Genomic DNA, 20,411 nt, shown 5'->3' with positions numbered 1-20,411 from the left:
ATCGGTCTGGCCATACCAACCGGGAAAGGAGCAGGCGACGGTTCAGCCTGGTGGCCGCGCTTTCTTCTGTCTCGGCGTACCGTCTTTAGTCTGGCGCGGTTTGCGCTTGGCGCTGGTCTCCCGTTCCACGTCAATACGGGCGTTGGCCTCTGGCTGGTAGCCACCGGGGCCGGCGGCCTTGTCGAGTTCGGCAACCATCCGACGAATACGGTCGGCCAGCTTCTCCGAACTCATGCTTTCGCGGAAGCGCTCGACCATCAAGGGAAAGGCTAGCGGCGTGGTCCGTCGAACCGGATGGATATCCAGCCGGCGCTGCTGTAGCCGCGTCAAGGTCTGTTCCAGCCGGTCGACCTCCAGTTCCTGGCGGAGTACCTCTTCTTCGGCTTGCGTCAGTAGCAGGTTGGTCGGGTCGTACTGACGGAACACGTCGAAGAACAGCCCGCTGGAAGCCTGCAGTTGTCGCGCGCTTTTCTGCGCACCGGGGTAACCGGAAAAGACCAGGCCGGCAATGCGCGCGATCTCGCGGAAACGTCGACGCGCCAGCTCGCCTGCATTGAGGCTGGCCAGCACGTCATGCAGTAAATCGTCCTGGCTAAACAGCGCCGGGGTCAGCCATTGCAGCCAGTCCACTTCGGTGGCCGAGAGCAGCTCGAAGCCATAGTCGTTGACGGCGATGGAAAAGGTCAGCGGCTGACGTTGACCCATTCGCCAGGCCAGCAGACTGGCGAGGCCGAGATGCACGTGACGGCCGGCGAACGGGTAGAGAAAGAGGTGCCAGCCCTCGCGCGATTTCATGACTTCCGCCAGCAATGTGGTTTCGGTCGGCAGCGTCGACCACTCCATTTGCACGCGCAGCAGCGGCTCAACCAAACGCATCTCATCGCTAGTGAACGCACCCTGCGAGGCCGCACCAAGCTGCTCGACGACGGCATCGGCGAGTTCGCTGGAGAGCGGCATACGACCGCCATTCCAGCGCGGCACGGCGGCTTTCTTGCCGGTTGCACGGCTGACGTAAGCGGTCATGTTTTCGACTCGCACCAGCTCCAGAAGGCGCCCGCCGAAGAGAAAATTGTCACCGGGGCGCAGGCGGGCGATGAACCCCTCCTCGACGGAGCCGAGGGAGCGACCGCTGCCGCCTTTGGCCCAGAATTTCACCGTCAGGCTGGCATCGCTGACGATGGTGCCGATGCTCATGCGATGGCGCAGGGCGACGCGACGGCTGGGCACTTTCCATAATCCCGTCTCGTCAGGTTCGACGCGTTGATAGTCGGGATAGGCCGTCAACGAATGGCCGCCGTGACGGACAAAGGCCAGCGCCCATTGCCACTGTTCCTCGTCCAGATCGCGATAGGACCAGGCTTGGCGGACTTCCGTGAACTGCGATTCGGGGCGGAAGCCACCGCCTAGCGCCATGCTGACCAGATGCTGCACCAACACGTCCAGGGGTCGGTGTGGAGCACTGCGTGCTTCAATCCGCCGCTCGGCGACGGCAACCTTGGCCGCCGCGGCTTCCACCACCTCGAAGCTGTTGGTCGGCACGAGGGTAACGCGGGAGGCCCGCCCGGGCGCGTGACCGGAACGGCCAGCACGCTGCATCAAACGCGCAACCCCCTTGGGCGAGCCAATCTGTAGCACGCGTTCGACTGGCAGGAAGTCCACGCCGAGATCCAGACTGGAGGTGCAGACCACCGCCTTCAGTGCGCCCTGTTTCAGGCCCAACTCGACCCAGTCACGGACTTCACGCGCGAGCGAGCCGTGGTGCAGGGCGATCAGTCCGGCCCAGTCCGGGCGCGCCTCGAGAATCGCCTGATACCAGAGTTCCGATTGCGAGCGGGTGTTGGTAAAGACCAGGGACGTAGCGGCCGAGTCGATCTCTTCGACGACCTGCGGCAGCATGCGCAGGCCGAGGTGGCCGGCCCAGGGGAAGCGCTCGATGTTCGGCGGGAGCAGGGTATCGACGTGCAGTTGCTTGTCGATTTTGCCTTGCACGAGCTTGCCGCTGTTCGGGTGCAACAGCACCTCCAGCGCATGCGGTTGATTGCCCAGCGTGGCTGAGAGGCCCCAGACGATCAGCTCCGGCATCCAGTGGCGCAGACGGGCCAGCGCCAATTGCAGTTGCACACCGCGCTTGTTGCCGAGGAGTTCGTGCCATTCATCGACCACCAGCATGCGCAACCCGGCAAAGGCCTGGCGGGCATCGGCGCGAGTCAGCAGGAGTGTCAGGCTTTCCGGCGTGGTGACCAATGCGCTGGGCAAGCGCCGACTCTGTCGCGCGCGCTCGGCGCTGGCAGTGTCGCCCGTGCGCAGGCCAATGCTCCAGTGGATGCCCAAATCGTCCAACGGCGCCTGCAGCGCGCGTGCAGTATCGGCAGCCAAGGCACGCATGGGCGTAATCCACAGCAGGGTGAGGGGGGCGGGTTTGTCGGAGGACTTTTCCGCCGGACCTTTTGCGGCGTGCGGCGCCGGCGCGGCGAATCGATTCAAGGCACCCAGCCAGACGGCATAGGTCTTGCCCGAACCCGTCGTCGCGTGTAGCAGGCCGGACTCGCCATCCCTTACCGCCTGCCAAACCTCACGCTGAAAGGCGAAGGGCGCCCACCCGCGTTCGTAGAACCAGCGTTCACCGAAGGTATCAGGCGATGACGTGCTCATGCCCGGCGCCTCGCCTGGTACGAAATAGGATCGCGGTTTTGCTTCTCGCAGGAGCGAGCGCGCTCGCGAAGCTGTGCTTCTGTGTCGTTATGGTTCGCCATCAAGCCGGCTCCTACACGGGTGCCGGGCTTGTGCTCTTTGTAGGCGCGAGCTTGCTCGCGAATCCAGGACACCGCGCGTCTACGATTCGCCAGCAAGCCGGGCCTTCCCTCGTCTGCTACAAGTGGGCGCTGGTGTGGCGGGGTCATCCCAGCAGTTCCTTCAGCGTCGCCAGCGTATCGGCTTCCTCAACTGGCTTGTCATGGCGCCAGCGCAGCATGCGCGGAAAACGTACGGCGATGCCGCTCTTGTGCCGACTGCTGGCGGCAATACCCTCGAAGCCCAGCTCAAACACGAGCGTGGGCGTCACGCTGCGCACCGGGCCGAATTTTTCCACGGTGGTCTTGCGTACGATCGCGTCGACCTTGCGCATTTCTTCATCGGTCAGTCCGGAATACGCTTTTGCGAATGGCACCAGCTTGCGCTCCGGATCACCCGGATCGCCGTCCCAGACGGCAAAGGTGTAATCGGTATAGAGGCTGGCGCGGCGTCCATGCCCGCGCTGCGCATAGATCAGGACAGCATCAATGGAGTAGGGATCAATCTTCCATTTCCACCACACGCCGACGTCCTTGGTCCGGCCCACCCCGTATTGCGCCGCACGGGCCTTGATCATCATGCCTTCGACGCCTAGCGCGCGTGAGGCTTCGCGCTGGCGGGCCAGGTCGTGCCAGTCGTTGCCCTGGACCAACGGTGACGCCATCAGCCGCGGGTTTGCGCATTGCTGGATAACGGCTTCGAGTTGCCCCCTACGCTCGTGGTGCGGCCGTTGGCGCCAATCGTCACCCTGCCACTCCAACAGGTCATAGCCGAGCACCACGACGGGCGCGTCCTGCAGCACCTTGGCAGTGAGGTTCTTGCGTCCGATGCGTTGTTGAAGCAGCGCGAACGGTTGCACGCCGGAGCGCTCGGCGGCGGACGTCGTGTCGCCATCATTGGCGTCGAACAGTGCGGCTGGCGACCGCTCGGGCGCCTGTTTCCAGACGACGATCTCCCCATCGATTACGCTGCCATCCGGCAAGCAGCTCGCCAGTTCACACAGCTCAGGAAAACGATCGCTGACCAGCTCCTCGCCGCGCGACCAGATCCAGATCTGTCCGTCGCGTTTGACCAGCTGAGCGCGGATGCCGTCCCACTTCCACTCGACGAACCAGTGTTCCGGCGCGCCGAGCAGAGCATCGAATGTTTCCACCGGTGACTGCAACGAGTGCGCCAGGAAGAACGGGTAGGGCTGGCCGCCGCGCTGAGCATGTTCGTGCTCGGATTCGTCGGCGATCAGGGCAAGGTAGCGTTCAGCGCTGGGGCGATGGGACAGGTCGGTGTAACCGACCAGCCGCTGGGCCACGCGCTTTGGATCAAGATCAACCAGCGAGGCAAGCGCTCGCGTCACCAGAAGTTTGGATACCCCGACGCGAAAGGCGCCGGTGATCAGCTTGATGCAGACCATCAGGCTCAATCGATCCAACTGGCCCCACAGCGCCGGTAGCCGCACGGCCAGTTCTTCTGGCGGCAAGCCACGCAGCGGCAGCAGGTAGTCCTGCATCCACACGGCCAGCCCATCGTCAGAGCTGTGCTCGGCCTCCGGAATCAGCAGCGAAATGGTTTCAGCCATGTCGCCGACCGCTTGGTAGCTTTCCTCGAACAACCATTCCGGTAGGCCAGACGCGCTCATTGCGGTTTCGCGTAGCACCCGAGTCGGGACCAGCTGCCGGGGGCGGCCTCCGGCAAGAAAATAGACGGCCCAGGCGGCGTCGGCAGGATCGGCTTCTCGAAAATAGTCGCGCATGGCGGCGAGCTTCGCATTGCTCGACGTCGTCGAGTCGAGACGGCTGTAGAGCGTGGCGAACACCTTCATGCAGCGCCTCCGTCGAGCGGCACCGGCGAGACCAGATCGCCAGCATGCTGGCCCCTAGACGAGCGGTGTGAGGGCCTTGAGTAGTGATCCGTACCGGGCTGCGCAGTGGAATGCCGGGTCATTCGGCCTCCTCGGGCTTGGCGTCATCTTCTTCGCCGTATTCGGTGTCGAACGCCTGGGCATCGAGGCCGCGCATTTCGCGCAGGTAGCGAACCAGTACCGCAACAGAACCGTGGGTCACCATGACCCGCTCGGCACCGGTCTGTTCGATAGCCCAGAGCAAGCCCGGCCAGTCGGCATGGTCGGATAGGACGAAGCCCCGATCGACACCACGGCGCCGCCGAGTGCCGCGCAGCATCATCCAGCCGCTGGCGAAGGCATCGGCGTAATCGCCGAAGCGGCGCATCCAGGTGCTGCCACCCGCAGACGGTGGGGCGAGAATGATGGCCTGTTTCAGTCGCGGATCGGCCTTCTTCAAGTCTCCCGCGTAAACGGTGGGCGGCAGGTAGATGCCGGCTTCGCGGTAGACCTTGTTCAACGGCTCGACGGCGCCATGAACCACGATGGTGCCGATACGCTCATCCAGGCCATGCAGGATGCGTTGCGCCTTGCCGAAGGCGTAGCAGAACAGCACGCTGGCGCGTCCGGCCGCTGCGTTGGCGCGCCACCAGTCATTGATCTCGCGGAACACTTCGGCTTGTGAAGGCCACCGGTAAATCGGCAGGCCGAACGTCGATTCGGTGATGAAGGTATGGCAGCGCACAGGCTCGAAGGCCGCGCAGGTGCCGTCCGGTTCGACTTTGTAATCACCAGAGGCGACCCAGACTTCACCTTTGCATTCCAGGCGCACTTGAGCCGAGCCGAGCACGTGGCCGGCGGGATGAAAGCTGAGCTTAACGCCGTGATGCTCGATGGACTCACCGTACGCCAGTGTCTGCAGCGGCATGTCGGCTGCGATGCGCGAACGAAGGATGCCTTCGCTGTCGCAGGAGGCCAGGTAGTGGCCCATGCCCCAGCGCGCGTGGTCGCCGTGGGCATGGGTGATGACGGCGCGCTCTACCGGCCGCCAGGGGTCGATGTAGAAATCACCGGGCGGGCAATACAGGCCTTCGGGGCGGGCAACGACAAGATCCATGAATACAGGCACTTTGCGGGCTTGTAACGTTGGAGCCCGGGGCGGCGCTGCGAGTTCGGCGCGGGTGGGCTAAAGCCCACCCAACGGAGGCGTGCACGGTAGCGTCAAGCGTTCCGCTTCAGCCCACTGGAAATGGGCGATCATTCCTGCAGTTTGATATGCGAGGTGTCCGGCACGGGTGCATCGCTGGCGCGGCGTCTTTCGCCCAAATCGCTGCCCACGGGCGCCAGGCTGAATTGCGACAGGTCGACCTGGGGTGGTTGTGCGGCCGGGCGGCTGTCCTGAAGGTCGGCGCCCACCGGCGCGATACCGAAGTCCGGTGCTTCGACATCGGCGAAGGCAGCCATGTATTCATCGCGCGGTGTCACCTTGAGCGGCTGTGGCGAAGGCGCGGAGCCTGAACCGACCGCCGTCGGCGCTGTGGAAGGGGCTTCGTCAGGTGGCGGGGCCAGCTCTATCTCTTCAACCTCGACGGGCATAGGGCGAACTTCCGCGATCGCGCCGGCGCGGGCCATCGCCTGGCGGTACTTTTCGACACTGGCGTGATCGAGGTCCTGCTTGATGACAATGCGGCGGCCGGAAAAGAGCACGGCGATCCGCTGCGCGTCGGCCTGAAACAGGCGGGTCAGGTTGGCCTCGACCTGCTCCAGCGTGGCACCAGGGGCGAGCTCGCCGGAGAAGGCGATTTCATAGCGACTCATGACGGGGTTCCTCGTTCTTTAGGCGACGCGTTGCCGGAGATACTAGCCGTTCCTGCGCGCTCTCGGGCAGCCTGCCGCAGACCGTGCATGCGTCAATTGAGCGAAATGAGGCGGGGCTGGCAAAACCATTGATGTCAGCTTGCATCGCGCGACCCGCGCTACGCCTGTTCAAGGCAAGGGCGCAAACAGCGCGTCGATATCGCTCTGCTGAACATCCCAGTCGCCGCTGCCGTCACCTTCCAACACGCCGGCGGCCAACTCGGCCTTGCGTCGTTGCAATTGCTGAATGCGTTCCTCGACCGTGCCGCGGGTAATCAGCCGGTAGACGAAGACCGGTTTCTCCTGCCCGATGCGGTAAGCGCGGTCGGTGGCCTGATTCTCTACAGCCGGGTTCCACCAGGGGTCGTAATGGATCACGGTGTCAGCGGCGGTGAGGTTGAGGCCTGTACCGCCGGCCTTGAGGCTGATCAGAAACAGCGGCACCTCTCCGGTCTGGAAGCGGTTGACCGGTTCGCGGCGGTCGCGTGTCGCCCCGGTCAGCTTCACATAAGCGATGCCGCGCTTGTCCAGTGCCTGCTCAATCAGCGCCAACATTGAAGTGAACTGCGAAAACAGCAGCACGCGGCGGCCCTCACTGAGCATGCCGGTCAAGATTTCCAGCAGGCTATCGAGTTTGCCGGAGCTGCTGCTTCGTGGATGGTTTGTCGGTTCGTTCTTCACCAGGCGGAGGTCGCAACAGACCTGGCGTAGTTTCAGCAGCGCTTCGAGGATAACGATCTGGCTGCCCGCCAGCCCCTTGCGACCGATCTCGTCGCGCACCTTGCTGTCCATGGCGAGGCGGACGGTTTCATAAAGGTCGCGCTGGGCGTCGCTGAGTTCTACCCAGTGAATAATTTCGTTCTTCGCGGGCAGCTCTTTGGCCACCTCTTCTTTGTGCCGTCGCAGCAGGAAGGGTTTGATCCGCGCTTTCAGATGCGCGAGTCGGTTCACGTCGCCATGCTTTTCGATCGGCGCACGGTAACTGCGCGCAAAGCTTTTGGCGTCACCCAGCCAGCCGGGCATCAGGAAATCGAACAGAGACCAGAGCTCACCCAAGTGATTCTCCAACGGCGTCCCGGTGAGGCACAGACGCTGGCGCGCATTCAGTTCGCGTATCGCATGACCGGCCTTGCTCGACGGGTTCTTGATGTTCTGCGCTTCGTCGAGAATCAGGACATGAAACGGCTGGTGGCGCAGCGCTTCGATGTCGCGCGGCAGCAGGGCGTAAGTGGTGAGCAGCAGATCGTAGTCGCCGAGGCGAGCAAACAACTGGCGTCGTGACGGGCCTTGCAGCGCTAGCACGCGCAGATCGGGTGTAAAACGAGCCGCTTCGTCTTGCCAGTTGGGGATCAGGCTGGTCGGCATGACCACCAATGCCGGACGGTCCAGGCGCCCGGCCTGCTTCTCCAGCAGTAGATGGGCAAGGCTTTGCAGTGTTTTACCTAGCCCCATGTCGTCGCCGAGAATGCCGCCAGCGCCCAGCTCACGCAGGGTCTGTAACCAGTTGAGGCCCTGCAGCTGATAAGGGCGCATCTGAGCCTGCAGGCCTGGCGGTGGGCTCACTGGCGTTGTATGCAGATTCTGGAGCCGATCGGAGAACGCACGCAGCGTCTCGCCGCCGCGCCATTCCATCGCCAGCTCGCTGAGGCCAGCCAGCCGCGCGGCATCCCCTCGGCCCAGGCGCAGGCGAGAGTCCACCGGCTGGTCATGCAGATAGAGTTCGCCGAGCGTGGCGAGGATTGGCTTCAGGCGCCCGTACGGCAAGGCCACTTGCAGCGCATGGCCATCGCTGCTGCGCAGTTGATCGAGCTGCACGCGCAGCTGATCGTCATCACCGTGCTGCTTCAGGTTGTCTGGACTTAACAGTTCCGGGCTCTGACGAATCAACTTGAGCAGCACCGGTAGCAGACTGACGCGCTGGCCGTCGACCACGATGCCCAGCTCCAGCTCGAACCAGTTTCGGTCATCCGATTCGTCGATCTTGGCGAACCAGGAGTCGACCGGCGTCAAATCGAAGAGAAATCCGGGGCTTATCTCCACTTCCCACCCCTGGTTTCGCAGCTGCGGCAATACGTCCTGGACGAAACGTAGCCAGCCGTCGTCATTGGCCAGCTGGTACATCTCTGCCGAATCCTTCGGCAGCGCCAGGCTTTGTCGCAATGCCGGTCGACAGCCGAAGTGCTCTAGCTGCTCCCGGAACGCCTGTTCTGCCAGGGGCTGGCGGCGGAAGATGATGACTTCTTCGTCGTGCAGATGGCGCACCGGCTGACCGTCACGCTTGCCATGTACCACGGCGTCGTCATAGCGGAAGCAGAGCCCGGCGCGATGCTGGTATTCGCGAGCCATTCGCTGGTTGCCCGGCTGGTAATGGGCCGCCAGGTAGCTGCCGAGACTCAATCGTGCAACGGGTTCGATTGTTCCCAGATGGCGTTCAGTACGCGGTGGAAGAGGCGGAGCCATATTGAAGTGCCCCGTCGTCAGCGTGCAGAGAGCCCGCTCGACACGCCAAGACTGTGTCGAACGAGCAAAATGTGTTGGCCAGGGACGAGCCTATGGCCGCGCGCCGAATACAGTTGCGCAGCCTTACGGCAGACCTCCTCAACCACCCGATACACCTGCTCTGCCAGCGGGGCTGGTGAAACCAGCAGCGATGGCAGGGCGAAACGGGGCAACCGCTGCATACGTTTCCTTTATTTCGTGCGTGCCTTGGGATTACTTCGCGCCGGTGGCAAGTCGCTCCAATAGAGCCTCCAGCGTATTGAAGCGTTCCTCCGCGCGTTCCATGGGGACCTGAAACTTGAATTGGGTGGCGCCTTCGAACTTGTAGCGGTTGGGCTGGCTCTGGATCAGCTTGATCAACACCATCGGATCGACGCTGGTGTCGGCGGCGAATTCGATACGCCCGCCTTGCGGGCCGGCGTCTATCTTGGTGATGCCGAGGCTGGCGGCCTGCAGCTTGAGCAGGGTCAACCTAACCAGATGTTTGGCCGGCTCGGGCAGCAAGCCGAAGCGGTCGATCATCTCCACCTGTAGTTCGCGCAGACCATTTTCGTCGGCGGCGTTGGCGATACGCTTGTAGAGAATCAGGCGAGCGTGCACATCCGGTAGATAGTCTTCTGGGATCAGCGCCGGTACGCGCAGATTGATTTCGGGTCCGCCACCCAGGGGCTGATCGAGGTTCGGTTGCTCACCCTTCTGTATGGATTTGACTGCGCGTTCGAGCATTTCCATATAAAGCGTGAATCCGACCGCCTGAATCTGCCCGCTCTGGCCGTCGCCAAGCAGCTCGCCGGCGCCGCGAATTTCCAGGTCGTGGGTGGCCAGGACGAAGCCCGCTCCCAGGTCCTGTGCGTTGGCGATGGCTTCGAGACGCTTCTCGGCGTCGGGCGTCATGGCCTTGCGCGGCGGGGTCAGCAAATAGGCGTAGGCCTGGTGGTGGCTGCGTCCGACTCGACCGCGCAGCTGGTGCAGCTGAGCGAGGCCGAACTTGTCGGCACGTTCGATGATGATGGTGTTGGCGCTGGGCACGTCGATACCGGTCTCGATGATGGTCGAGGCGATCAGGACGTTGAAACGCTTGTGATAGAAGTCGCCCATCACCTGTTCGAGTTCGCGTTCGCGCATCTGGCCGTGGCCGACACCGATGCGCGCTTCGGGCACCAACTCTGCAAGATCAGCCGCGCACTTTTCGATGGTCTTGACGTCGTTGTGCAGGTAATAGACCTGACCGCCGCGCAATAGCTCACGCAGCAACGCCTCCTTGATGACTGAGTTTTGTTGCTCCATGACGAAGGTGCGCACCGACAGCCGTCGTGCTGGCGGTGTGGCGATGATGGACAGGTCGCGCATACCGGCGACCGCCATGTTCAGGGTGCGCGGAATCGGTGTGGCGGTGAGGGTGAGAATGTCCACCTCGCTGCGCAGCGCTTTGAGCTGTTCCTTCTGACGCACCCCGAAGCGGTGCTCTTCGTCGATGATGACCAACCCCAGGTTGGTGAACTTGACGTCGTCCTGCAGCAGTTTGTGCGTGCCGATGAGGATGTCGACCTTGCCTTCGGCCAGTTCCTGCACCGCGCTTTGGATTTCCTTGGTGGACTTGAAACGGCTCATCACTTCGACACGTACCGGCCAATCGGCGAAACGGTCGCGGAAGCTGTTGTAGTGCTGCTGGGCAAGCAAGGTTGTCGGAACCAGTACAGCCACTTGGCGACCGCTGTGAACGGCGATGAACGCCGCGCGCATGGCCACTTCGGTCTTGCCGAAACCGACGTCGCCGCAGATCAGCCGGTCCATCGGCTTGGGTGCGAGCATGTCGTTGCGTACCGCTTCGATCGCGGCTTGCTGGTCGGGCGTTTCCTCGAACGGGAAACCGGCGCTGAAGGTTTCGTAATCGAGTTGTGGGTCTTCGAAGGCGTAGCCTTCCCGTGCGGCGCGGCGGGCGTAGATGTCGAGCAACTCGGCGGCGACATCGCGGACCTGCTCAGCGGCCTTGCGTTTGGCCTTCTGCCAAGTTTCCGAACCCAGCCGGTGCAACGGCGCCAGCGCGTCGTCGCTGCCGGTGTAGCGCGCAATCAGATGCAGGCTGGATACCGGCACGTAGAGCTTGGCCTCTTCGGCGTACTGCAGCATGAGGAATTCAGCGGCCTGGCCTTCGATTTCCAGGGTGACCAGCCCTTGATAGCGACCGACACCATGGTCGATGTGCACCACCGGTGAGCCCTCACGCAGTTCGGTGAGGTTCTTGATGACGTTCTCGCCAGCATCGCGGCCTTTCTCGCGTCGCCGGCGCTGCATGATCCGCTGCCCGAACAGCGGGCTTTCAGCAATCAATGCCAGGGCAGGTTCTTGCAGCAGTAATCCGTCATCCAGCGGGGCGATGGCAATGGCCAGACGCTCGTTGCTTTCGACGAACTGTGACCAGCCAGCGACTTCCTGGGGACGCAACTTTAGCCGCGCCAGCAGTTCCAGCAGCACTTCGCGACGCCCTGCAGATTCGGCGGTGAACAGCACGCGGCCCGGAAATTCCTCGAGGAAGCGGCGCAGCGCACCCAACGGCTCGCTGGCCTTGGCGTCAATGGCCAGTTCGGGGAATCGGCTGGCCGGGAAACGCTCGCGGCCAATGCCGGTTTCCACATCGTCCTGGCTCGCAACAACGCGCGGCCAGGACTTTAGGTGGGCGAAGCAATCTTCCACCGGCATGAACAATTCGACGGGGGGAAGCAGCGGCCGCTCGGGATCGACTCGGCGTTCCTCGTACCGGTTGCGCACGTCTTTCCAGAAGTGCTCGGCCGCTTGCTCAATCCCCGGCAACGAGAACACTTGAGTGTCCTCCGGCAGATAGTCGAATAACGTCGAGGTCTCATCGAAAAACAGCGGCAGGTAGTACTCGATCCCGGCCGGTGTGATGCCGGTGGACAGGTCTTGGTAGACCGGGCAGCGCCGGAAGTCCACATCGAAACGCTCACGGAACCGCGCACGGAAGCCGGTGACCGATTCTTTCTTCAGCGGAAACTCGCGCGCCGGCAACAGGCGAATCGACTCGACCTTATCAATCGAGCGCTGGTTTTCAGGATCAAAAGTGCGCAGTGTTTCGATTTCGTCATCGAACAGATCGATGCGGTAGGGCAGGGGACTGCCCATGGGAAACAGATCAATCAGCGCGCCGCGGACAGCGAACTCGCCATGCTCGTACACCGTATCGACGCAGCGATAGCCGGCCGCTTCAAGGCGAGCGCGCATCTGCTCGACATCGAGCTTCTGACCAACATCCAGCACCAGGCTCGAGCCGAGCAGGAAACGCTTGGGCGCCAGCCTGTGTAGCGCGGTGGTGATGGGGACTACCAGTACGCCGTGGGTCAGTTCGGGCAGCTGATAAAGCGCCGCGATCCGCTGGGAAATGATGTCCTGGTGCGGGGAAAACACGTCGTACGGCAGCGTTTCCCAGTCCGGGAAATGCAGAACCGGAAGCCCGGGCGCGAAGAACGCAAGCTCTTCCTGCAGTCGCTCGGCGCTTTGGCTGTCAGCGGTAAGAAGAAGGGTGAATTGCTTTGCGTTGCTGGCTGCTTCGGCAATGGCCAGGCTCAGCGCGGCTCCAGGAAGGTTGCCCCAAGTTTGCTTGCCGCTGGCGGCGGGCATGGGCGGAAGGCGCAATACGGACACGAGTAGGCGTGGCTCCGGTCGAAAAATGGACCGCCCGGATTGTAACTATCCGCGCGGGACGCTGTCAGTGTTTCCGCTGCACAGATTGCCGGCGCTAGGGTGCGCCGGCATAATGTAGCCCTTTTTCTCAGCCCCTACATGTTGGAAGGAACTGCCCGTGACTCAGAAGCCCGACCAGTGTCTTGGTGAATGGATTGATCGAGAAGCCCTCGCCGAAGCGATGATTCCGCTGATTGGTCAGCTGTATCGTAACAACAACGTGGTGACTTCCATCTACGGCCGTGGCCTGATCAACCGCTCGGTGATTGCGCTACTAAAAGCGCATCGTTTCGCTCGTCATCGTCAGGCTGACGAAGCCGAGCTTTCGGTACATGAGACGCACCAGATTCTCACCACCATGACCGATATGGACCTTGGCGCTGCGTCTGTCGATCTGGGCAAGGTCGTGGCCAAGTACAAGGCTGAAGGCAATGGCCGTACCCTCGACCAATTCGTGCGTGACGAATTGGCCGAAGTCGCCGGCAAGCGCAACACCACCGGCGTTCACAAGGGCACCGACGTCGTGCTCTACGGCTTTGGCCGGATCGGTCGTTTGCTGGCACGTATCCTCATTGAAAAGACTGGCGGCGGTGACGGCCTGCGCCTGCGGGCAATCGTCGTGCGCAAGGGCGCGGAAAACGATCTGGTCAAGCGCGCTAGCCTTCTGCGACGCGACTCGGTTCATGGTCCGTTCGATGGCACCATTCATATCGATGCAGAAAACAACACCATCACCGCCAACGGTAACCTGATTCAGGTGATCTACTCGAACGACCCGTCTTCTGTGGATTACACCCAGTACGGTATCGAGAACGCCTTGCTGGTCGACAACACCGGTAAGTGGCGTGACGCCGAAGGCCTCAGCCAGCACCTGAAGTGCCCGGGTGTTGCGCGCGTGGTGCTGACAGCGCCAGGCAAAGGTGAGCTGAAGAATATTGTCCATGGCATCAATCATGGTGAGATCACCGATGACGACAAGATCGTTTCGGCTGCTTCATGCACCACCAACGCCATCGTGCCGGTGCTCAAGGCTGTGAACGACCAGTACGGCATCGTCAACGGTCACGTCGAGACCGTTCACTCCTACACCAACGACCAGAATCTGATCGACAACTTCCATAAGGGCAGTCGTCGTGGTCGTAGTGCTGCGCTGAACATGGTTATCACCGAAACCGGCGCTGCGACAGCTGCCGCCAAGGCATTGCCGGTGCTCAAGGGCAAGCTGACCGGCAACGCCATCCGCGTTCCGACGCCTAACGTTTCGATGGCGATCCTCAACCTTAACTTGGAGAAGGCCACTTCTCGCGACGAGATCAACGAGTACCTGCGCCAGATGGCCATGCATTCGGACCTGCAAAAGCAGATCGATTTCGTCAACTCTCAAGAAGTGGTTTCCACCGACTTCGTGGGTTCGCGTCATGCGGGCGTGGTGGATGCCGAAGCGACGATCTGCAGCGATAACCGTGTCGTGCTTTACGTTTGGTACGACAACGAGTTCGGCTACAGCTGCCAGGTCGTCCGCGTGATGGAAGACATGGCCGGAGTGAATCCACCTGCGTTCCCGCGATAACGCATCGGTGATTCATAGAAACGGGAGCTTCGGCTCCCGTTTTGCATTTCATCGGAATTATTCGCGAGGTTTCGGCCGCTGACGGCTGCGTCAATAGATGGTTACAGCGAACCGCTTGTCCCTAGTCAAAAAATTGAAAGACCTTGGGTGGCCAGTCACGGGTCACGACCTCTATAATCGGGCGGATTTCTACCTGGGCCCGCGGCATAGCGTCGCGCTGATAACTGATCGGCGCGCGTTGTGCAATTCGACTTTAGCCAAGCCGCGGGGCTCGTAAAAAAGCCTTTTAAATCAGTGGTTAGCGAACCGATGATCAATATAAAACGTGGGCTTGATTTGCCCATTGCGGGTGCGCCGGCGCAGCGTATCGAGGCCGGAAGGCCCGTGCGAAGCGTCGCCATAATGGGGTTTGACTATCCCGGTATGAAGCCGACCATGGAAGTTCAGGTCGGTGATCGGGTCAAATTGGGGCAGGTACTGTTCTCCGATAAGAAGACACTAGGCGTGATGTTTACCGCGCCGGGTGCTGGCGTGGTCAGCGCTGTCCATCGTGGCGAGAAACGTGTCCTGCAATCGGTCGTCATCGACCTGGACGGTACCGATGAGGTCACGTTCAACCAGTTCGGTAACGCCGAACTTGAGGGGCTGAGCGATGCTCAGGTTCGCGAGAACCTGCAGCAGTCCGGCCTCTGGACTGCGTTGCGTACCCGTCCGTACAGCAAGGTGCCGGCGATCGACGCGGTACCTAACTCCATCTTCGTCACGGCTATCGATACCCATCCGTTGGCTGCCGATCCTGCCATTGTCATTGCCGAGCGTGCTGCGGACTTCGAGGCGGGTCTCAAGGTGCTGGGCAATCTGGCCAAGCTCTACCTGTGCAAAGCTGAGGGTGTCTCACTGCCAGGTGAACAACTGGCCAAGGTGTCGACTGAAAGCTTCACAGGTCCGCATCCGGCGGGACTGGCCGGAACGCATATTCATTTCCTCGACCCTGTCAGCGCAAGCAAGAGTGTGTGGACGGTTGGCTATCAGGACGTGATCGCCATCGGCGCGCTGTTCACCACGGGAAAATTGTTAGTTGAACGCGTGGTTTCTCTGGCCGGTCCGGTTGTGGAAAAACCGCGCCTTGTTCGGACCCGTCTGGGCGCGAGCCTCGACGAACTGACGGCTGGTGAATTGCAGCCTGGCGGCAACCGGGTCGTGTCCGGTTCGGTGCTCGGTGGCCGTACGGCGCATGGTGCGTTCGCCTATCTTGGCCGTTATCACCAGCAGGTCTCCTGTCTGCGCGAGGGCAAGGAGCGCGAAATGCTGCACTACTTGCGTGCCGGCAGCGACAAGCATTCGATCCTCAACATCTATATCTCCAAATTGATGGGAGGTAAGAAGTTCGCCTTCTCTACGTCCACCAATGGCAGTCCACGCGCCATGGTGCCGGTCGGTAACTACGAGGAGGTCATGCCGCTCGATGTGCTGCCGACTCAGCTATTGCGTTCCTTGATCGTCGGCGATACCGAAGTTGCGCAGAAGCTTGGCTGCCTAGAACTGGATGAGGAAGATCTGGCGCTGTGCACCTACGTCTGTGCCGGCAAATACGAATACGGCCCGATCCTGCGGGACAACCTGACTCGCATCGAGAAGGAGGGGTAAGGAATGGGCATTCGCGAATTCCTCGACAAGATCGAGCACAATTTCGAGAAGGGCGGCAGGTACGAGAAGTGGTATGCGCTCTATGAAGCTGCAGACACCTTCCTGTATCGCCCTGGCAGCGTGACCAAGACCACCGCTCACGTACGTGACGGCATCGACCTCAAGCGGATGATGATCACGGTCTGGCTTTGCACCTTCCCGGCCATGTTTTTCGGCATGTGGAACACGGGCTACCAGGCCAACTTGATCTACGCGCAGGCGCCGGAATTGCTTGCTGCTCAGGAGGGCTGGCGCTTCGGTCTGATTGGCATGCTCGCCGGCTTCGATCCAACCAGCCTATGGGATAACTTCATCCAGGGCGCGGCGTACTTCGTTCCTGTCTACGCAGTGACCTTCATCGTCGGCGGGTTCTGGGAAGTGCTGTTCGCTTCGATCCGCAAGCATGAGGTCAACGAAGGTTTCTTCGTCACCTCAGTGCTGTTCGCCTTGATTCTGCCGCCTAGCATTCCGCTGTGGCAGGTGGCGTTGGGGATCAGCTTCGGTATCGTGATCGGCAAGGAAATCTTTGGCGGCACCGGGAAGAACTTCCTCAATCCTGCGCTCACCGGACGTGCGTTTCTGTTCTTTGCCTACCCGGCACAGATGTCTGGCGACGCTGTCTGGACGGCGGTGGATGGCTATTCCGGTGCAACTGCCCTGAGCCTAAGCTTTGCTGGCGGCATGGAAAACGTCGTTGCCAGTGGAATTACCTGGATGGATGCCTTCGTCGGCACTATTCACGGTTCGATCGGCGAAACCAGCACCCTCGCCATCTTTATCGGCGGCGCTGTTTTGCTGCTGAGCAAGATCGCCTCCTGGCGGATCGTATCCGGTGTGATGATTGGCATGATCGCGTTGAGCTATCTGTTCAACCTGATCGGCTCGGACAGCAACCCGATGTTCGCCATGCCGTGGTACTGGCATATGGTTGTGGGTGGTTTCGCATTCGGCCTGATCTTCATGGCGACCGATCCTGTTTCTGCCTCGATGACGAATACCGGGAAATGGGTTTTCGGCATCCTCATTGGTGTGATGGTGGTGTTGATCCGGGTGGTGAACCCGGCCTTTCCGGAGGGCATGATGCTGGCGATTCTGTTTGCCAACCTCTGCGCCCCGTTGATTGACCACTTTGTCGTACAGGCCAACATCAAGCGGAGGCTGGCACGTAATGTCTAGTCAAAAAGAATCCACCGTCCGGACGCTGGTTGTGGCCTTGTTGGTCTGCCTGGTCTGTTCGGTGTTCGTAGCGGGTGCGGCCGTGGCGCTACGCCCGACGCAGCTGGAAAACCGGCAGCTGGATAAACAGCGCAGCATTCTGGCGATTGCCGGTCTGGGCGAGCCCGGCATGTCTGGAAACCAGGTCAAACAGCTCTATAACGAGCGTATTGTCGCCAAGCTGGTCAACCTCGAGACAGGTGAATACAGCGACGAGTTTGATCCGAACACCTTCGATCCACTGGTCGCGGCGAAAGATCCTGAGCTTTCCAAGGCGCTGCCAGGTGACGAAGATATCGCCTCGATCAAGCGTCGCGAACGGTACAGCGTCGTTTACACGGTCGAAGAAAATGGCGAGCTTTCGACACTGATCATTCCGGTTCGTGGCTACGGCCTATGGTCGACGCTGTATGGCTTCATTGCTGTCCAGGGTGACATCAATACGGTTGAAGGCCTGGGCTTCTATCAGCACGGCGAAACGCCTGGCCTCGGTGGCGAAGTCGACAACCCGAAGTGGCGCAGTCAGTGGCAAGGCAAGGAGCTGTTCAACGAGAACGGCAAGCTGGCCATCCAGGTAGTCAAGGGCGGTGTTGATCCACAAAGTCCGCGAGCCGATCACCAGGTCGATGCTCTTGCCGGTGCAACCTTGACCAGTAACGGGGTTAACAACCTCCTGCATTTCTGGCTGGGTGAAAACGGCTTCGGTCCATTTATCGCTAACCTGCGCGCTGGGGAGGCTTGATCATGTCGCAACCTACTATCAAGGAAGTCCTGTTCAATCCGGTCTTCAACAACAACCCCATCGGCCTGCAGATCCTCGGGATCTGTTCGGCGCTGGCAGTTACCTCCAACCTCAAGACGGCGCTGGTGATGTCGGTCGCGCTGACTTTGGTGGTTGCGTTCTCCAACCTGTTCATCTCCATGATCCGCAGCCAGATTCCAGGCTCGATTCGCATGATCGTGCAGATGGTGATCATCGCCTCGCTGGTGATCCTAGTTGACCAGGTGCTAAAGGCTTATGCCTTCTCACTGTCCAAACAGCTGTCGGTGTTTGTCGGTCTGATTATCACCAACTGTATCGTGATGGGTCGGGCCGAAGCGTTCGCCATGCAGAACCCTCCGGTGCTGTCGTTCTTCGACGGTCTTGGTAACGGTCTTGGTTACAGCGCCATGCTGATTGCACTCGGTATCATTCGCGAGCTGTTCGGCGCGGGTAAGTTGATGGGCTACACCATTCTTCCGGTGGTCAACGACGGGGGCTGGTACCTGCCTAACGGCATGATGCTGCTTCCACCTTCGGCGTTCTTTCTGATCGGCTTTTTCATCTGGGGCATCCGTGCCTGGAAGAAGGAACAGGTCGAGAAGCCTTCGTTCAAGATGGCGCCGCAAGTCTCGAACAAGGAGGCTTACTAATGGAGCATTACATCAGCCTGTTCGTCCGGGCCGTGTTCATCGAGAACATGGCTCTGGCGTTCTTCCTCGGCATGTGTACCTTCATTGCGATTTCTAAGAAGGTGGAAACAGCGATCGGTCTGGGTATCGCCGTCATTGTCGTGCAGACCATTACTGTTCCAGCCAACAACCTGATCTACACCTATCTGCTAAAAGCGGGTGCGCTGTCCTGGGCTGGTCTGCCTGAGGTAGATCTGAGCTTTCTTGGGCTGCTCAGCTACATCGGTGTCATCGCGGCCATCGTCCAGATTCTTGAGATGACGCTCGATAAGTACGTGCCGAGCCTCTACAACGCGCTGGGCGTGTTTCTTCCGTTGATTACGGTGAACTGCGCCATCATGGGCGGCACCCTGTTCATGGTCGAGCGTGACTACAACCTGGCAGAAAGTACGGTTTATGGGGTCGGCTCGGGCCTGTCCTGGGCGCTGGCAATCGCCTTGCTGGCTGGTATTCGCGAGAAGCTCAAATACAGCGATGTGCCAGACGGCCTTCAAGGTCTGGGAATCACCTTCATCACCATCGGACTGATGTCGCTGGGCTTCATGTCTTTCTCTGGCGTACAGCTGTAAGGACGGGATGAACTGATGAGTTACGAAATTTTCCTCGCCATCGGCATGTTCACCGCCATCGTGCTTGCGTTGGTGGTGATCATCCTCGCTGCGCGCGCCAAGCTGGTGTCCAGCGGTGATGTCAACATCGAGATCAACGGCGAACGCACCATTACCGTTCCGGCGGGCGGCAAGCTGCTGCAAACGCTGGCTGCTAATAACATCTTCCTGTCATCTGCATGCGGCGGTGGCGGTACTTGTGCTCAGTGCAAGTGCATCGTCGAAAGCGGTGGCGGCGAGATGCTGCCCACCGAAGAGTCGCATTTCACCCGCCGTGAGGCGGGCGAAGGCTGGCGCCTGTCCTGCCAGACTCCGGTAAAGGCGGACATGCAGATCGAAGTGCCGGAAGAAGTGTTCGGTGTGAAGAAGTGGGAGTGCACCGTACTGTCCAACCCGAACGTTGCGACCTTCATCAAGGAGCTGACGCTGAAGTTGCCGGAAGGTGAGAACGTTGACTTCCGCGCCGGTGGTTATGTACAGCTGGAATGCCCCCCGCATGAGGTTCGTTACAAGGACTTCGATATTCAGGAGGAATATCGCGGTGACTGGGACAAGTTCAACCAGTGGAAGTACGTATCGAAGGTCGACGAGACCGTCATTCGTGCGTACTCCATGGCGAACTACCCCGAAGAAGTTGGCCTTGTGAAGTTCAACATCCGAATTGCCTCACCGCCGCCGGGTAAGGACGATTTGCCACCAGGAAAGATGTCGTCCTGGGTGTTCAGCCTTAAGCCCGGCGACAAAGTTACCGTCTATGGTCCTTTTGGTGAGTTTTTCGCCAAGGACACGGATGCGGAAATGGTGTTCATCGGCGGTGGTGCCGGCATGGCTCCGATGCGGTCGCACATCTTCGATCAGCTAAAACGCCTGAATTCCAAGCGCAAGATGAGCTTCTGGTATGGCGCACGTTCAATGCGCGAGGCGTTTTATGTGGAGGAGTACGATCAGTTACAGGCCGAGAATGAGAACTTCCAGTGGCACCTGGCGCTGTCCGATCCTCAACCCGAAGACAACTGGGAAGGCCCGACCGGCTTTATTCACAACGTGCTGTACGAGAACTATCTTAAGGACCACCCGGCACCTGAAGACTGCGAGTTCTACATGTGCGGCCCGCCAATGATGAACGCGTCGGTGATCAAGATGCTCACCGACCTGGGCGTCGAACCGGAGAATATCCTCCTCGACGACTTTGGCGGCTAGC

General features: G+C 60.7%; 13 protein-coding genes. 7 read left to right on the top strand and 6 right to left on the bottom strand.

Going from position 1 to position 20,411, the window contains the following annotated elements:
- Nucleotides 1-42 precede the first annotated feature (42 nt).
- The 6 genes from K4O48_RS13645 to mfd form a co-directional block, all read right to left on the bottom strand.
- Nucleotides 43-2,652, bottom strand: coding sequence for a ligase-associated DNA damage response DEXH box helicase (locus K4O48_RS13645; RefSeq protein ID WP_222908949.1), 2,610 nt, complete (start codon nt 2,650-2,652; stop codon nt 43-45).
- 244 nt (nt 2,653-2,896) lie between these two features.
- Complete coding sequence (locus tag K4O48_RS13640; protein WP_222908948.1) at nt 2,897-4,606, bottom strand: ATP-dependent DNA ligase; 1,710 nt, start codon at nt 4,604-4,606, stop codon at nt 2,897-2,899.
- Between the two features lie 118 nt (nt 4,607-4,724).
- Nucleotides 4,725-5,741, bottom strand: coding sequence for a ligase-associated DNA damage response exonuclease (locus tag K4O48_RS13635; protein ID WP_222908947.1), 1,017 nt, complete (start codon nt 5,739-5,741; stop codon nt 4,725-4,727).
- A 140-nt stretch (nt 5,742-5,881) separates the two neighbouring features.
- Nucleotides 5,882-6,442 carry a hypothetical protein gene (locus tag K4O48_RS13630; RefSeq protein WP_222908946.1) on the bottom strand — a complete coding sequence of 187 codons (561 nt, stop codon included), beginning with the start codon at nt 6,440-6,442 and terminating at the stop codon, nt 5,882-5,884.
- A 168-nt stretch (nt 6,443-6,610) separates the two neighbouring features.
- On the bottom strand, nt 6,611-8,941 hold the full coding sequence (locus tag K4O48_RS13625; protein WP_222908945.1) for a DEAD/DEAH box helicase: 2,331 nt from the start codon (nt 8,939-8,941) through the stop codon (nt 6,611-6,613).
- Nucleotides 8,942-9,193: 252 nt separating this feature from the next.
- Nucleotides 9,194-12,640, bottom strand: coding sequence for a transcription-repair coupling factor (gene mfd, locus K4O48_RS13620; protein WP_222908944.1), 3,447 nt, complete (start codon nt 12,638-12,640; stop codon nt 9,194-9,196).
- Nucleotides 12,641-12,797: 157 nt separating this feature from the next.
- Here mfd and K4O48_RS13615 point away from each other — a divergent pair, with 157 nt between their 5' ends.
- The 7 genes from K4O48_RS13615 (at nt 12,798) to nqrF (ending at nt 20,410) form a co-directional block, all read left to right on the top strand.
- Nucleotides 12,798-14,249: a glyceraldehyde-3-phosphate dehydrogenase gene (locus K4O48_RS13615; protein WP_222908943.1), complete on the top strand. Its 1,452-nt coding sequence runs from the start codon at nt 12,798-12,800 to the stop codon at nt 14,247-14,249.
- A gap of 309 nt (nt 14,250-14,558) precedes the next feature.
- A complete protein-coding gene (locus K4O48_RS13610) occupies nt 14,559-15,896 on the top strand; it encodes a Na(+)-translocating NADH-quinone reductase subunit A (protein WP_222908942.1) in 1,338 nt (445 codons plus the stop codon).
- Nucleotides 15,897-15,899: 3 nt separating this feature from the next.
- Nucleotides 15,900-17,111 (top strand): NADH:ubiquinone reductase (Na(+)-transporting) subunit B, encoded by a 1,212-nt coding sequence (locus tag K4O48_RS13605; protein ID WP_222908941.1) that lies wholly within the window; start codon nt 15,900-15,902, stop codon nt 17,109-17,111.
- Nucleotides 17,104-17,892: a Na(+)-translocating NADH-quinone reductase subunit C gene (locus K4O48_RS13600; protein ID WP_222908940.1), complete on the top strand. Its 789-nt coding sequence runs from the start codon at nt 17,104-17,106 to the stop codon at nt 17,890-17,892. Before K4O48_RS13605 ends, K4O48_RS13600 begins: the two co-directional genes overlap by 8 nt.
- Entirely contained in the window at nt 17,889-18,563 is a 675-nt protein-coding gene (locus K4O48_RS13595; protein WP_222908939.1) for an NADH:ubiquinone reductase (Na(+)-transporting) subunit D, read from the top strand. Before K4O48_RS13600 ends, K4O48_RS13595 begins: the two co-directional genes overlap by 4 nt.
- Complete coding sequence (gene nqrE / locus K4O48_RS13590; RefSeq protein ID WP_122165194.1) at nt 18,563-19,171, top strand: NADH:ubiquinone reductase (Na(+)-transporting) subunit E; 609 nt, start codon at nt 18,563-18,565, stop codon at nt 19,169-19,171. The genes K4O48_RS13595 and nqrE overlap by 1 nt, the downstream gene beginning before the upstream one ends.
- A 12-nt stretch (nt 19,172-19,183) precedes the next feature.
- Nucleotides 19,184-20,410 carry an NADH:ubiquinone reductase (Na(+)-transporting) subunit F gene (gene nqrF, locus K4O48_RS13585; protein WP_222912101.1) on the top strand — a complete coding sequence of 409 codons (1,227 nt, stop codon included), beginning with the start codon at nt 19,184-19,186 and terminating at the stop codon, nt 20,408-20,410.
- Nucleotide 20,411: the final 1 nt, after the last annotated feature.

The sequence above is a fragment of the Pseudomonas sp. DNDY-54 genome, assembly GCF_019880365.1.
Lineage (GTDB): Bacteria > Pseudomonadota > Gammaproteobacteria > Pseudomonadales > Pseudomonadaceae > Stutzerimonas > Stutzerimonas stutzeri_P.
Note: the sequence above shows the minus strand (reverse complement) of the source record. Positions and strands in the feature narration are given on the sequence as shown.

Excerpts from the sequence above, each read along its gene's own strand:
- K4O48_RS13645 (WP_222908949.1), bottom strand. The coding sequence starts at position 2,652 with ATGAGCACGTCATCGCCTGATACCTTCGGTGAACGCTGGTTCTACGAA.
- K4O48_RS13640 (WP_222908948.1), bottom strand. The coding sequence starts at position 4,606 with ATGAAGGTGTTCGCCACGCTCTACAGCCGTCTCGACTCGACGACGTCG.
- K4O48_RS13635 (WP_222908947.1), bottom strand. The coding sequence starts at position 5,741 with ATGGATCTTGTCGTTGCCCGCCCCGAAGGCCTGTATTGCCCGCCCGGT.
- K4O48_RS13630 (WP_222908946.1), bottom strand. The coding sequence starts at position 6,442 with ATGAGTCGCTATGAAATCGCCTTCTCCGGCGAGCTCGCCCCTGGTGCC.
- K4O48_RS13625 (WP_222908945.1), bottom strand. The coding sequence starts at position 8,941 with ATGGCTCCGCCTCTTCCACCGCGTACTGAACGCCATCTGGGAACAATC.
- K4O48_RS13610 (WP_222908942.1), top strand. The coding sequence starts at position 14,559 with ATGATCAATATAAAACGTGGGCTTGATTTGCCCATTGCGGGTGCGCCG.
- K4O48_RS13605 (WP_222908941.1), top strand. The coding sequence starts at position 15,900 with ATGGGCATTCGCGAATTCCTCGACAAGATCGAGCACAATTTCGAGAAG.
- K4O48_RS13600 (WP_222908940.1), top strand. The coding sequence starts at position 17,104 with ATGTCTAGTCAAAAAGAATCCACCGTCCGGACGCTGGTTGTGGCCTTG.
- nqrE (WP_122165194.1), top strand. The coding sequence starts at position 18,563 with ATGGAGCATTACATCAGCCTGTTCGTCCGGGCCGTGTTCATCGAGAAC.